Annotated in this window: 11 protein-coding genes; 5 read left to right on the top strand and 6 right to left on the bottom strand. The window is 72.6% G+C overall.

Features of this window, described 5'->3' with window-relative positions:
- Positions 1-48: 48 nt before the first annotated feature.
- Both A4E84_RS13185 and A4E84_RS13190 read right to left on the bottom strand, forming a co-directional pair.
- Complete coding sequence (locus tag A4E84_RS13185; RefSeq protein ID WP_062926762.1) at positions 49-1,191, bottom strand: hypothetical protein; 1,143 nt, start codon at positions 1,189-1,191, stop codon at positions 49-51.
- Positions 1,192-1,290: 99 nt separating this feature from the next.
- Positions 1,291-1,734: a protein-tyrosine phosphatase family protein gene (locus A4E84_RS13190; protein WP_418082198.1), complete on the bottom strand. Its 444-nt coding sequence runs from the start codon at positions 1,732-1,734 to the stop codon at positions 1,291-1,293.
- 227 nt (positions 1,735-1,961) lie between these two features.
- Here A4E84_RS13190 and A4E84_RS13195 point away from each other — a divergent pair, with 227 nt between their 5' ends.
- Genes A4E84_RS13195 through A4E84_RS13215 form a run of 5 tightly spaced genes read left to right on the top strand, consistent with a single transcriptional unit; the run spans position 1,962 to position 8,469 of the window.
- Positions 1,962-3,590, top strand: coding sequence for an ABC transporter substrate-binding protein (locus A4E84_RS13195; protein WP_062926764.1), 1,629 nt, complete (start codon positions 1,962-1,964; stop codon positions 3,588-3,590).
- Positions 3,591-3,594: 4 nt separating this feature from the next.
- A complete protein-coding gene (locus A4E84_RS13200) occupies positions 3,595-4,557 on the top strand; it encodes an ABC transporter permease (protein ID WP_062926765.1) in 963 nt (320 codons plus the stop codon).
- Positions 4,554-6,524, top strand: coding sequence for a dipeptide/oligopeptide/nickel ABC transporter permease/ATP-binding protein (locus tag A4E84_RS13205; RefSeq protein ID WP_062926766.1), 1,971 nt, complete (start codon positions 4,554-4,556; stop codon positions 6,522-6,524). The genes A4E84_RS13200 and A4E84_RS13205 overlap by 4 nt, the downstream gene beginning before the upstream one ends.
- The gene (locus A4E84_RS13210) at positions 6,521-7,540 is read left to right on the top strand and encodes an oligopeptide/dipeptide ABC transporter ATP-binding protein (protein WP_062926767.1); all 1,020 of its coding nucleotides are present in this window, start codon (positions 6,521-6,523) and stop codon (positions 7,538-7,540) included. Before A4E84_RS13205 ends, A4E84_RS13210 begins: the two co-directional genes overlap by 4 nt.
- Positions 7,537-8,469: a dihydrodipicolinate synthase family protein gene (locus tag A4E84_RS13215; protein WP_062926768.1), complete on the top strand. Its 933-nt coding sequence runs from the start codon at positions 7,537-7,539 to the stop codon at positions 8,467-8,469. Before A4E84_RS13210 ends, A4E84_RS13215 begins: the two co-directional genes overlap by 4 nt.
- 14 nt (positions 8,470-8,483) lie before the next feature.
- Here the strand turns inward: A4E84_RS13215 and A4E84_RS13220 are convergent, their stop codons facing one another.
- The 4 genes from A4E84_RS13220 to A4E84_RS13235 form a co-directional block, all read right to left on the bottom strand.
- Positions 8,484-9,146, bottom strand: a complete 663-nt coding sequence (locus A4E84_RS13220) for a response regulator (protein ID WP_062926769.1) — start codon at positions 9,144-9,146, stop codon at positions 8,484-8,486.
- Entirely contained in the window at positions 9,143-10,384 is a 1,242-nt protein-coding gene (locus A4E84_RS13225; RefSeq protein WP_062926770.1) for a sensor histidine kinase, read from the bottom strand. The genes A4E84_RS13220 and A4E84_RS13225 overlap by 4 nt, the downstream gene beginning before the upstream one ends.
- Positions 10,385-10,434: 50 nt before the next feature.
- Positions 10,435-12,528: an MMPL family transporter gene (locus A4E84_RS13230; protein WP_062926771.1), complete on the bottom strand. Its 2,094-nt coding sequence runs from the start codon at positions 12,526-12,528 to the stop codon at positions 10,435-10,437.
- A 149-nt stretch (positions 12,529-12,677) separates the two neighbouring features.
- Complete coding sequence (locus A4E84_RS13235) at positions 12,678-13,376, bottom strand: TerB family tellurite resistance protein (protein WP_062926772.1); 699 nt, start codon at positions 13,374-13,376, stop codon at positions 12,678-12,680.
- Between the last annotated feature and the right edge of the window lie 114 nt (positions 13,377-13,490).

The following is a 13,490-nucleotide window of genomic DNA, read 5'->3' on the forward strand; positions in this document are numbered from 1 at the left end:
ACGCGCACCTCCCCGGCCATGGTCCCCCCGCCGCACGGACCGCGCGCGTCAGCCGTGCCGGCCGTACCGGCGTGCCACCGCGCGGAACGCCTCCTTCGGCTCCCAGTGCCAGTCGGAGGCGGGGTCGTCGGGGTGATCCTTGATCACCTTGGTGAGGGCGTACGACGCCATGTCGAGGTCGAGGCGGGGGGTTTCCGGGCGGTGCGGGGCGTCCGCGCTGATGAACTCGAAGGCCATCGCCGCGTACAGGCCCATCGACGCGAAGACGTCCAGCAGCCCGCCCACGTAGTCGGCCTGGACGCGCTCGCTGCGGACCGGGTTTCCCTTGATCTCCGGCGGCTCCTTGTCGTAGTCGACGATGTCCCAGCCCATGCCGCCGGTCTCGGGTGCACCGGCGTACGCGCACGTGCCGAACTCGGTGATGGCGAGCGGCTTGCCCCACCGCAGGTACTGCTTCAGCTCCCGGACGTGGTCGGACGGCTTCTCGAAGTGCGCGTAGTAGTCGATGCCGACGATGTCGAAGAGGCTCCAGTCGGGGTCGTCGATGCTCTGGGCGGCGGCGTAGCCGAGGTTTCCCTTGAAGACGGAGCGGCCGGCCTTCGCGGCCTTCGCCGTGAAGTCGGCGAGCCGGCGCAGCGTCCGGGGCCAGTCGACCGTGCCGTTCTGGAGGTGCCTGATCCGGTCCAGAACCGTCTCGCCCGGCAGGATGCCGGGGACGAACAGCCAGAACTCGCAGCCGACGCTGAAGTCGACGCTCGCGCCCTGCCTGCGCAGCCGCTCCGCGAACCGCCCGGTCTCGGCGAGGTGCTCCAGGATGTCGCGCTGCGGGGCGTCCCCGAGGGTCGGCTGCAGCCACACGTGCAGTCCGCGCTCGGCGGCCTCGGCGGCGGTGCTCGTGAGGCGTTCGACGCCGTCGCCCGTGACGTCGACGGTGTCGGCGTGCAGGTCGTCCCGGATGGCCCGGATGTCGTGGCGCATCCGCCGGGCGCTCCACGCGGTGCCCGGCGTCTCCCCCGCCCCGACCGTGTAGACGACGCCCCGCCGGCGCAGTCCCCGGCCGGGCCGGGCTTCCGTGGCCCGGGCCTGCCCCTTCGGTCCCACCGCCCCGGCGATCCCCACCGCCGCCGCCCCGGCCAGGAACTGCGACCGGCTGATCCCCTTCGCCTGCTTGATCCCCTTGGGCTCTTCCATGCCGCCCACTGTGCCGAGCGGGCGCCGGGGCCGGCTGTCGGCCGAAGGTCTACGGCAGCGCGACCGAGGTATGAGGTGCCGCGCCGAAGGAGACGCTCATCAGGCTCGTCCCTCGCCGAAGCGGCGTACGTACCGCCGCTGCCAGGGCGTCTCCACGGCATGCCGGTCGTAGTGCCGGCGGACGTACTCCACCGCCTCCTCCCCCGGCACGCCGTCGAGCACCGCCAGGCAGGCCAGGGCCGTGCCCGTGCGGCCGCGTCCGCCGCCGCAGGCGATCTCCACCCGCTCCCCGGCGGCCCGCTCCCATACGCCGGCCAGCACCGCGCGGGCGGCCGCCCGGTCCGCCGGGAGGCGGAAGTCGGGCCAGTGGATCCAGGCGGACTCCCAGGGGACCTCCGGCGGCTGCCTGCCGAGCAGGTAGACGCCGTAGGAGGGCAGGGGCGCGTCGGGGTTCAGGGGGTGCCGTAGGCCCCGGCCTCGTACCAGGCGGCCCGAGGGCAGTCGCAGGGCACCGGCGTCACTCTCGCTCCACAGCTCGCTCACGCTCCTCATCATGCTCCGCGTTCGTCCGCCCGGTGGCGGACTCCCCCTGACAGGCGGTCAACTCACGTCGGAGGCGGTGCCGATGGCCCGGCCTCGGGTGGATACGCCATTCGTGTGCGATCCCTTGACCGCCCCCACGGCCCCTCCTATGGTCGCGCTGACCCCAGGACGTAGGACGTCGTATCTCCCCTGCCAGTCCCCTGCCACCGCATCTCGCTGGAGGACCCGTGCGCGACGTGACCCCCGACGTGCCGGCGCCGCACCGCCGGTCGTTCCTGAAGTACACCGGCGCGCTCGGCGCGACCGCCGCCGTCTCCGCGTCGCTGTCGGCCTGTTCGTCCGGTCCGCAGTCCACCAACGACACCGGCACCGGCGGTGGCCGGGACCGGACCCTCACCGCGGTGATCGGCTACGGCAACGACGGCAGCTGGGACCCCACCCAGACGGCGTCCGCGTTCTCCATGGCCGCCAACCACCACATCTACGAGGGCCTGCTGGACACGGACCCGATCTCCCGTGAGCCGTACGCGGCGCTGGCGACCGAAGTGCCGGGGAATCCGGACAGCACCTCCTGGAAGTTCGCCCTGCGGGCGGGCGCGACGTTCCACGACGGGAAGCCCGTGACCGCCGACGACGTGGTCTTCGTCTTCGAGCGGATCCTCGACCCGGGCACCCAGACCCTCGCCAAGGGCTTCTTCGCGAGCTGGCTGAAGGAAGTCCGGAAGATCGACGCACGGAACGTCGAGCTGGTGCTGAAGTTCCCCTTCCCGGACGGTCTTTCACGGCTGACACTCGCCAAGATCATGCCGAAGCACGTGTTCTCCCGGCCGGGGGCCTGGGAGGAGGCGATCAAGGGCAAGGCGATCGGCTCGGGGCCGTACCGGCAGACCGCGCACCATCCGAAGTCGAACACGACCTTCGAGGCGTTCGACGGCTACAACGGCCCCCGCAGGCCCGCCTTCCGGAAGATGAACTGGCTGACGATCGTGGACGCGGCCCCCCGCGTCGCGAAGATCTCGGGGTCGAGCGCGGGCGCGCAGATCGCGGACAACATCCCGTACGCCAACATCGGGCAGTTGGAGAGCGGCGGGATGGCGGTCGCCGGCGGTGCCGGGATGAACAACCTGTTCCTGATGTTCAACACCGGGCACAAGCCCTTCGACGACCCGCGCGTGCGCCGGGCCCTGCACTACGCCATCGACACCGAGAAGATGGTCGAGGTCGCCCTCAAGGGCCACGGCAAGCCCTCCACCTCCTTCCTCGACGAGGCCAACCCGTCCTACCGCCGGGCCAGGACGGTCTACGCCTACGACCCGGACAAGGCGAAGGCCCTGCTGAAGCAGGCCGGGGTGAAGGGGCTGAGCATCGAGATCCTGGCCGTGAACGTCAGCTGGATCGTCGACTGCCTGCCGACCGTCAAGGCCTCCTGGGACGCGATCGGAGTGCGGACGACCCTGTCCCCGCAGGAGACCACCGCCGTCTTCACGAAGATGGACCAGAAGCAGGACTACCAGGTCGTGGCCGCCGCCTCGAACCCCAACCAGTTCGGCCTCGACGCCGACCTGATCATGCACTACAACTACGGGCCCGAGAACCTCTGGATGCAGTACACGCGGTGGGCCTCCGACCCCGTCGCCCGGCAGCTCTTCAAGGACATGGACCGGGCCACCCGGGAGCCCGACCCGGCGAAGAAGAAGACGATGGTCCAGGACTACATCGACGTCGTCGCCGAGCAGGCCGTGCTCTACCCGGTCGTCCACAACGAGCTGATGACCGCCTGGAACCCGGAACTGCTCAGCGGCATAAGGGCACAGCCGTACCCGGGCATCAACCTCCTCCAGGCCAAGTGGGCCTGAGCGTATGACGGCCGTTCTGCGGATCCTGCTCCGCCGTGTCGTCCTGCTCGTGCCGCTGATGCTCGGCATCGTGCTGTTCGTGTTCCTGGTGATGCGGTTCTCGGACGTCGACCCGGCGTCCGCGTTCTTCCAGGGCGCCAACCCGACACCCCAGCAGCTGCACGACTTCCGCGAGGAACACGGCCTGCTGGACCCGCTGCCGGTGCGCTACGCGGACTTCGTCGCCGACCTGCTCCACGGCGACCTCGGCACCAGCGCACTGACCCGGGCGCCGGTGATCGACCAGGTCACCACCGCGCTGCCGCTCACCCTCCAGCTGACGTTCCTCGGCCTGGGCATCGCGGTCGTGCTGTCCCTCGTGGGCGGGGTGACCGCGGCGATCCACCGGGACCGGCTGCCCGACCAGATCATCCGGGTCGTGTCGCTGACCGGTGTCGCCGCGCCCGGCTTCTGGCTGGCACTGCTGATGATCCAGTACCTGGCGGTCGACCTGGGCTGGTTCCCGACCGGCGGCTACATCAACCCGGCGGACTCCTTCACGGGCTGGCTGAAGACCATGACCCTCCCCGCCTTCGCTCTGTCGCTGCCGGTGGCGGCGCAGCTGACCCGGATCGTGCGGACGGCCGTGGTGGAGGAGCTGGACAGGGACTACGTGCGCACGGCGATCGGCAGCGGCCTGCCGCCGCGGGTGGTCGTGGGCCGGAACGTGCTGCGCAACGCGCTCATCAACCCGCTCACCGTCCTCGGCCTGCGGGTCGGCTACCTGCTGGGCGGCGCGGTCGTCATCGAGACGATCTTCTCGCTGCCGGGCATGGGCAAGCTGATGATCGACGCCGTGAAGAACGGCGACCCGGCCGTCGTCCAGGGCGTCGTGCTGACGACGGCGGCCGGGTTCGTCGTCGTGAACCTCGTCATCGACGTCCTGTACCTGCTGGTCAACCCGCGACTGAGGGACGCAACCCCATGATGACCCGCAAGAGTCTCACTGCGGCGCTGTCCCGGCCCGGCGTCCGGCTGCGCGGTCTGCGCAGGCTGCCGTTGCTGTCGAAGATCGCCGTCTGCTTCCTGGCGGTCGTCGTGCTGATGGCGCTGCTGGCGCCGCTGCTCGCCCCGCACGACCCGCTCGACCAGCAGCCGCCGGTGGACGGCACCGGGCATCCGTCCGCCGGGCACTGGATGGGCCAGGACAGCCTCGGCCGGGACATCCTCAGCCGGCTGATGTACGGGGCGCGCTGGTCGCTCGCGATCGGGCTCGGCGCGACCGGGCTGGCCCTGGTGGCCGGAGCGCTGCTCGGGGCGGTCGCGGCGACCTCCCGCAAGGCGGTGGACGAGACGCTGATGCGCTGCCTGGACGTCGTCATGGCGTTCCCGGGCATCGCGCTGGCCGCCGTGCTGGTGGCGGTGTTCGGCGGCGGCATCACGGTGCTGATCTGCGCGATCGCGTTCCTGTTCACCCCGCCGGTGGCGCGGGTCGTGCGGGCGAACGTCCTCGACCAGTACGGCGAGGACTATGTGACGGCGGAACGGGTGATCGGCGCCCGCACCCCGCACATCGTGCTGAAGCACGTGGCGGTCAACTGCGCCGCTCCGGTGCTGGTGTTCTGCACGGTCCAGGTCGCCGAGGCGATCGTCTTCGAGGCGTCGCTGTCCTTCATCGGGGCGGGCGTGCGGCCGCCCGACCCGTCCTGGGGCAGTGTCATCGCGGACGGCAAGAACATGGTGCTGACCGGCGGCTGGTGGGCGACGGTGTTCCCCGGGCTGCTGATGCTGGTCACCGTGCTGTCGCTCAACGTCCTGTCCGAGGGCGTCTCCGACGCGTGGGCGGCCCCGTCCGCCCGGGAGGTGGACGTACCGGAGGACGACGACCGGCTGGAGGCGCCGCAGCCCGGCGGCGGGGAGGTCGTGCGGCTGCCCGGTCTGGCGGAGGCCGCGCGGCGGTTGCGGGCCCGGGCGCGCCGGCTGTCCCGGGACGGTCAGCCGGTGCTCGCGGTGGAGAACCTCGCCATCGGCTTCGACGGGCGGCACGGCGGCGTCGACGTCGTGGACGGCATCAGCTTCGAGGTGCACCCCGGCGAGGTGCTCGGGCTGGTCGGCGAGTCGGGCTGCGGCAAGTCGCTCACCGCCCTGGCGATCATGGGCCTCCAGCCGAAGGGGGCGCGCGTGCGGGGCCAGGTCCGTTTCCGGCAGCGGGATCTGCTCGCCGAGCCGATGCGGGTGCGCCGCGGGCTGCTCGGCCACGAGATGGCGATGATCTACCAGGACGCGCTGTCGTCGCTGAACCCGGCGATGACGATCCGCGCCCAGCTGAAGCAGGTCGTGCGGCGCGGTGGGCACCGCGCTCCGGCCGAGCTGCTGACGATGGTCGGGCTCGACCCGGAGCGCACCCTGCGCAGTTACCCGCACGAGCTGTCCGGCGGGCAGCGCCAGCGGGTGCTGATCGCGATGGCCCTGTCCCGCGACCCGAAGCTCATCGTCGCGGACGAGCCGACGACGGCCCTCGACGTGACCGTGCAGGCGCAGGTCATGGAGCTGCTGCTGCGGCTGCGCGAGGAGCTGGGCTTCGCGCTGATCCTCGTCTCGCACGACCTGGCGCTGGTCGCGGACGTCACCGACCGGGTGGTGGTGATGTACGGCGGGCAGATCGTGGAGACGGGCGTGACCGCCGACCTGGTCGGGTCCCCGGCGCACCACTACACGCGCGGGCTGCTCGGCAGCGTGCTGTCGCTGGAGTCGGCGCAGGAGCGGATGACGCAGATCAGGGGCGTCGTGCCGTCCCCGGCCGACTTCCCCGCGGGGTGCCGCTTCGCCGGCCGGTGCCCGCTCGCCACCGGGACCTGCCGTACGACGCCCCCCGGCCTGCTGGGCACGCCGACGCACACGGCGGCCTGCCACCACCCCGCGATCGACCTGGTCACCTCGGAGGTCGTGACATGAACGCCCTGGTGGAGCTTTCCGGCACGCACGTCGTCCACAAGGCCCGCAGCGGCGGCCTGTTCACCCGCGACCGGGTGTACGCCCTGACCGGTGCGGACCTGGCCATCGCCCCCGGCGAGACGGTCGGCGTGGTCGGCGAGTCCGGCTGCGGGAAGTCGACGCTGGCCAGGGTGCTGGTCGGGGTGGAGCGGCCGACGCGGGGGTCGGTGTCCTTCCGGGGCAGGGACCTGTGGGAGATGCCGTCAGCCGAGCGCCGCCGGGCCGTCGGCGGCAGCACCGGCATGATCTTCCAGGACCCCTCGACGGCCCTGAACCGCCGTCTGACCGTCCGGCAGATCCTGCGGGACCCGCTGGACGTGCACGACCGGGGCACTCGCACGCAACGTGAGGAGAGAGTCAGGGAGTTGATGTCCCTGGTCGGCCTCCCCCGGGCCCTCGCCGACGCCCTGCCGGGGCAGCTGTCGGGCGGGCAGCGCCAGCGCGTGGCGATCGCCCGGGCACTGGCGCTGGACCCGGACCTGGTCGTGGCGGACGAGCCGACGAGCGCCCTGGACGTGTCGGTCCGGGCGCAGATCCTCAACCTGCTGCTGGACCTGAAGGAACGCCTGGGCCTGGCCCTGGTGTTCGTCTCGCACGACATCCAGACGGTACGGCGGATGAGCGACCGTGTGATCACCATGTACCTGGGCCGGATCGTGGAGGAGACCCCGGCCGCCCTGGTCACCGACCGGGCCCGGCACCCGTACACCCGGGCCCTGTTCTCCGCCACGCCCGGCCTGCTCGACCCGGTGGACCCGATCCCGCTGGCGGGCCCGGTCCCGTCGGCGACCCGTCCGCCGAGCGGCTGCCCGTTCCGCACCCGCTGCTGGAAGGCGGACGGGACGTGCGCGGAGCAGATGCCGGGTTTCTCCGCCGCGTCGGCGCCCGCGCACCGCTTCCGCTGCCACCATCCTGTCCGGGAGGACGAGTCGACCCGTGATCTCGTCCACCGGCGCGATCCGATGGAGGCCTCATGACGTTCACCCCGCTGACCGGTGTCATCCCGCCCGTGTGCACGCCCCTGACACCGGACGGCGAGGTGGACGTCCGCTCGCTGATCGGGCTCGTCGACCATCTGGTGGCCGGCGGGGTGCACGGGCTGTTCGTGCTCGGCTCGACCTCGGAGGCCGCGTTCCTGCCGGACCGGCAGCGCCGGCTGGTCGTCGAGTCGGTGACCGGGCACCTGGGCGGGCAGCTTCCGGTGCTGGCCGGGGCGATCGACATGACGACACCCCGGGTCCTGGACCACGTGGCGTCGGTGACGGCGGCGGGCGCGGACGCGGTCGTCGTCACCGCCCCGTTCTACACCCGCACCCACCCGGCGGAGATCGCCCGCCACTACCGCGCGGTCGCCGCGGCGAGCCCGGTCCCGGTGATCGCCTACGACCTTCCCGTCGCCGTCCACACGAAGCTGCCGGCCGACGTGGTGCTGGAGCTGGCCGCGGACGGCGTGGTGGCCGGGCTCAAGGACTCCAGCGGCGATCTGGCCGCGTTCCGCCAGGTCGTGACCGGCGTGCGGGAACGCCGGGGCATCACCGGCTTCAGCGCCCTGACCGGTTCCGAGCTGATCGTCGACGCGGCCCTCGCGATCGGCGCGGACGGCACGGTGCCCGGCCTCGGCAACGTCGATCCGCACGGCTACGTCCGCCTGGACGGCCTGTGCCGCGCCGGGGAATGGGACGAGGCCCGTGCCGAACAGGAGCGCCTGTGCGCCCTGTTCGGCATGGTGAGCGTCGGCGACCCGGCCCGGATGGGCCCGAACTCCTCGGCGATCGGCGCCTTCAAGGCGGCGCTGCACCTGCGCGGCGTGATCGCCTGCCCGGCGACTGCGGAACCACAGATCCCGCTGTCGCCGGACGAGGTGGAACAGGTGGGCAAGTACCTGGCGGCTGCGGGTCTGCTGTAGAGCCCGCCCACCCGTCAGACGCTGCCCGGTGTCACCAGGCCCGACTCGTAGGCGACGATGACCAGCTGGGCCCGGTCCCGTGCCGCCAGTTTGCCCATGATGCGGCTGACGTGGGTTTTCGCGGTGAGCGGGCTCAGGCCCAGCGCGTCGGCGATCTCCGTGTTGTTGAGGCCGCGCGCGACCAGCGCGAGCACCTCCCGCTCCCGGCCCGACAGGCACTCGGGCCCGCCGGTCTCCGGCGCGGAGGGGCTGCGCAGGAACCGCTCGATCAGCCGTGCCGTGGGCCCGGGGGACAGCAGGGAGTCGCCGGCCGCGACCGTGCGGATGGCGTCGAGGAGTTCGGCCGGCCTGGTGTCCTTGACCAGGAACCCGGAGGCGCCGGCGCGCAGCGCGTCGACGATGTTCTCGTCGGTGTCGTACGTGGTGAGGACGAGCACCCGGACGTCCGCGAGGTCCTCGTCGGCGGCGATGAGCCGGGTCGCCTCGATGCCGTCCAGGTCGGGCATGCGGATGTCCATCACCACCAGGTCGGCGCCTGCGCCGCGGGCCAGTTCCACGGCCTGCCGGCCGGTGGCGGCCTGGCCGACGACCTCCATGTCCCGGGCAGACTCCACGAGCATCGCGAACGCCTCCCGCACCAGGGTCTGATCGTCCGCGAGCAGCACCCGTATGGTCATCCGTCCCTCTCCCCCGTCGTGGTCAGCGGCAGGACCGCGGTGACCTCGAACCCGCCCCCGGTACGCGGTCCGGCGTCGAGTGTGCCACCGACGCTGCGGGCCCGCTCCCGCATTCCGACGAGCCCGAAGCCCGGTGTGCCGCCCTGGCCCGGGCCGGTGCCGCCGTCGCGGACCGACAGATGCAAGGCGCCCTGCCGCTCCGCCAGTTCGACGCGGACGGCCGGTTCGGGCCCCGCGTGCCGTACCGCGTTCGTCAGGGCCTCCTGCACGATGCGGTAGGCGGCGGCGCCCACGGCGGGCGGTGCCTGCCGTATCCGTACGGTCTGCTCGACCCGGGCACCGGCGAGCCGCGCGGCCTCCGCCAGGTCGGGCAGTCCGTCGAGGCCGGGCAGCGGGCCGCGGGCCTCCGGGGAGTCGTGCTCGCGCAGCACCTCCAGCGTGGTGCGGAGTTCACCGCGGGCGCTGCGGCAGGTCTCGGCGATGTCGTCGAGGGCCTTGGCGACCGTCTCCCGGTCGAGCCGCTCGGGGTCGGCCGACAGGACGTGGGCGGCGACGGAGGTCTGCACGCCGATGAGGGTGATGCTGTGGGCCAGCAGGTCGTGCAGGTCCCTGGCGATCCGCAGCCGCTCCTCGGCGACGCGCCGCCGGGCCTCCTCCTCGCGGGTGCGTTCGGCGCGTTCGGCGCGTCCCACGATGGAGGCGACGTACTGACGGTAGAAGCGCACGTCGACTCCGCAGAACAGCGCGGCGACGACCCAGCCGGACGCTTTCAGCAATCCCAGGGCCTCGTGGGCGCTGATGGTGAGCATCACGCTCACCGCCAAGGCGATGACACCGATGCCGACCAGGACGGTGCGCAGCGGCCGGCCGGTGACGGCGACGGTGTAGAGGGCGACGTAGGCGGCCTGGGTGGCCGCCGTGTGCGTGTAGTCGAGGAAGTGGTAGGGGAAGACACAGGCGATCACGGCGAGCAGGACGGGCACCGGACGGCGGCGGCGCCACACGAGCGGCACGTGGGAGACGAGCAGCAGGGCCCAGCCGAGCGCGTCGGGCCTGCGGCCGTCGTCGACCGTGAGCGCGAGGACGGCGGAGAAGCCGGCGACGAGGAGGGCGAGGACCGCGTCGTTTCGGAGGGCGTTCGGGGCGGTCAGCGGATCGCGGTTGACCGCGGCCATGATCCGCTCCGCGGGACGCGACCAGGCCGCCGTCGTGGTGGTGGGTGCCTGCACAGGCGTCATCCTCGGCGAGGAAGGCGTCCCTCCGGGAGAGGAGGGACGCCGTCGGTCGGTCAGGGGGCGTTCGCGGCCACGGGCTCGCGCTCCTGTGGCGGAACCGTCCGCTCCGGCGCCCGCGAGAGCTTCCCCGGCCACCACATCCGCCGCTTGAGCAGCACACTCGCCGTGGTCACCAGGTACGTACGCACCAGGAAGGTGTCCAGCAGGACCCCCACCGCGATGACGAACCCGAGTTCCACGAGCCCCACCATCGGCAGCGTCGTCAGCACCGCGAACGTCGCCGCGAGCACCACCCCGGCCGAGGCGATGACCCCGCCGGTCGTCCGCAGGGCGGTGAGCGCGGCGGCCTCCGGCTCGGCCCCTCGCAGGGACTCCTCCCGCATCCGGTGCATCAGGAAGATCCCGTAGTCCACCCCGAGGGCGACCAGGAACACGAAGGACAGCAGCCCGAGTCCCGGGTCCGTCCCGCCGAACCCGAAGACCGGCTCGAACACCAGCCCTCCGATGCCGAGCGCCGCTCCCCAGACCGCGACCACCGCCGCCAGCAGCAGCAACGGCGCGACGAGACTGCGCAGCAGCCCGACCAGGATGACGAACACGGCGGCCAGTACCAGCGGCACGATCACCTTCCGGTCCCGCGCCTCGCTCCCGGCCAGGTCGATCTGCTGTGCGCTGGGCCCGCCGACGTACGCGCCCTCGGGGTCGATGCCGGCCCGGAGCGCCTCGATGGTGCGGGTCTCGGCCGGGGTCTCCGGAGCCGCCGTGGTGAAGACGGCGATCTCGGTCCACCCCGCCCCGCTCCGTCCGGCAACCACCTCGGCGACCCCCTCGGTCGCCCGGGCCCGTTCGCCCACCGCCTCGGCCCGCTCCCCGGGCGCGATGACGGTCACGGGCCGGCTGCTGCGCTCGGGATACTCCCGTGCCAGTGTCTGCATGGCGGTGATGGACTCGGGCCGATCGGTGAAGGAGTCCTCCTGCTTGATGCTCCCGGACAGATTCAGCGTGCCGAGCGCGAGCGCTCCGAGCAGGACGCCCCCTGTGACGAGCACGGTGACGGGCCGCCGTGTCGCCGAGGTGCCCATCGCGGCGAACAGTGACCGCCGGGCCTTCGGCTCGCTCCCGTACGCCGGGATCAGCGGCCAGAACACCCGCCGTCCCAGCAGTACGAGAACCGCCGGCAGCAGGGTCGTCATGGCGACCAGCGCGGCGAGCACCCCGATCGTGCCGACCGGTCCCATGCCGCTGCTGCTGTTGAGGTCCGCGGCGAGCAGACACAGCAGCCCGGCCGCGACGGTCCCCGAGGAGGCGAGGATCGCCGGCCCGCAGCCGCGCAGGGCGGTGCGCATGGCGTCGTAGGGCCGCTCGTGGCGCCGCAGTTCCTCGCGGTAGCGGGAGATGAGGAGCAGCGCGTAGTCGGTGCCGGCGCCGAGGACGAGCACGGTCATCACGCCGCCGCTCTGGCCGGTGACGGTGACGTCGAACAGTTCGTGCAGCCCGTACCCGGCGGCCATCGCCACGGCGGCGGCGACGCCCGCCACGGTGAGCGGTACCAGCCACAGGAAGGGGCTGCGGTAGATGAGGACGAGCAGCACGGTGACGACGCCGAGGGTGGCGAGCAGCAGTGTGGCGTCGAGCGTCTCGAACACCTTGTTCATGTCGGTGTTGAGCGCGCCGGGCCCGCCGACCTCGACGCTCAGCCCGCCGCCGCCCCCGGCGATGTCCCGCACCCCGTCGACGAAGGCGTCCCGGGCCTCCTCGTCCTGGCCCGGCTGGGTGCTGGTGACGGGGTACATCAGGGTGGAGCCGTCCTTCGACGGGATGCCCCGCGGCTCCCCCGTCAGGTCGTAGGCGCCGCTCACCTCGGTGATCTGCCGGCCGGCGGTGCGCCGGTCGGCGTCGGTCAGGCCGCCGTCCCGGTGGTAGACGAGCACCAGGTCGGTCGCCTCACCGCCCGGCAACTCGTCCTGGATGCGCGCCACCTGGGTCGAGTCGGCGCTGTCGGGCAGGTAGTCGACCGCGCGGTTCTGCTGGATGTCGGCGAACTTGCCGGCGAGCGGCCCGACCAGCACGAGTGCGGCGAGCCAGAGCCCGACCACCACCCAGGGCACGGCCCGCTTGCGCCCGGTACGCGTCCTTACGGCCCCCATGGGTCCGGCTCCCTCCGGTCGGGTGTCTGGATCGGTCTCCAGACTCCCGCCGGGCGGGTGCCGGTTCGTCGGGCGTGAGGGTGAGCTGGGGCCTACTGCCGGGGGCGGTCCGGTCGGCGCGTTACTCCCCGTGGAGTAACGCGGGGGCCCTACGAGGGCGTGCGTGCGGCCGCCGCCAGCAGCCGGGTGACGTCGTCGGAGCAGATGGTGAGCGCCGCCCCGACCGTTGCCAGCACGTCCCGCTCAGCGGGGGTGTACGGCCCGTCCGCCAGGGCGATGCGGGCGCCCTGCAGCAGGATCGATTCGCGGCCGACGCCGGCGAGGTGCGGGGCGAGCGGGTCCAGCGCCTCGTGCAGCTCTATGGCCAGCCCCGCACCGCAGGGTTCGCCGGTGATCCGGCCGGTGTCCGCCTCCAGCGCCTCGACGAGCGCGGCCAGCTGCTCCTCCGTGCAGTCGTCGAAGCCGGCCGCGCGCACGGCGAGCACGGCGGCTTCCAGTGCCGTGCGGGAACCGGCGCCGCCCGCGGCCAGTACGGCGAGGGCGACGGTGTGCACGGCGTCGCGGAGCATCGCGGAGAAGCGGATGGTGGTCGGATGGTCGAGGACGTCGGTGCCGAAGTGGCGGCGGCAGGCCGCGCACTCCACGACCGGGCCGGTCTCGCCGCGCGGCAGCACGGGCAGGCCGAGCAGGGTGAAGCGGCGCTGTCCGGTCAGCCGCTGGTAGTTGCGGTCGCCACCGCAGCCGGGGCAGAAGAACTCGCCGTCACCGGCGGCCGTCCACGCGGTGCGGGTGCCCAGGATGCGAGAAAGCCTGGCGGCATGACCGTTTCGTCCCCGTCCTGGCAGCACGTCGCACCTCCGTCATGCCGCACGGCAACGTCGCCGTGCTTGCGTGATGTTAGCCACATCGGAGACGAGGAGTCAGCACCCCGGAGGAGACCTTTCCGTGACCTCCACAGACAA

This window comes from Streptomyces qaidamensis, assembly GCF_001611795.1.
In the GTDB taxonomy this organism is placed as follows: Bacteria; Actinomycetota; Actinomycetes; order Streptomycetales; family Streptomycetaceae; genus Streptomyces; species Streptomyces qaidamensis.

Excerpts from the sequence above, each read along its gene's own strand:
- A4E84_RS13185 (WP_062926762.1), bottom strand. The coding sequence starts at position 1,191 with ATGGAAGAGCCCAAGGGGATCAAGCAGGCGAAGGGGATCAGCCGGTCG.
- A4E84_RS13200 (WP_062926765.1), top strand. The coding sequence starts at position 3,595 with ATGACGGCCGTTCTGCGGATCCTGCTCCGCCGTGTCGTCCTGCTCGTG.
- A4E84_RS13205 (WP_062926766.1), top strand. The coding sequence starts at position 4,554 with ATGATGACCCGCAAGAGTCTCACTGCGGCGCTGTCCCGGCCCGGCGTC.
- A4E84_RS13210 (WP_062926767.1), top strand. The coding sequence starts at position 6,521 with ATGAACGCCCTGGTGGAGCTTTCCGGCACGCACGTCGTCCACAAGGCC.
- A4E84_RS13215 (WP_062926768.1), top strand. The coding sequence starts at position 7,537 with ATGACGTTCACCCCGCTGACCGGTGTCATCCCGCCCGTGTGCACGCCC.
- A4E84_RS13220 (WP_062926769.1), bottom strand. The coding sequence starts at position 9,146 with ATGACCATACGGGTGCTGCTCGCGGACGATCAGACCCTGGTGCGGGAG.
- A4E84_RS13225 (WP_062926770.1), bottom strand. The coding sequence starts at position 10,384 with ATGACGCCTGTGCAGGCACCCACCACCACGACGGCGGCCTGGTCGCGT.
- A4E84_RS13230 (WP_062926771.1), bottom strand. The coding sequence starts at position 12,528 with ATGGGGGCCGTAAGGACGCGTACCGGGCGCAAGCGGGCCGTGCCCTGG.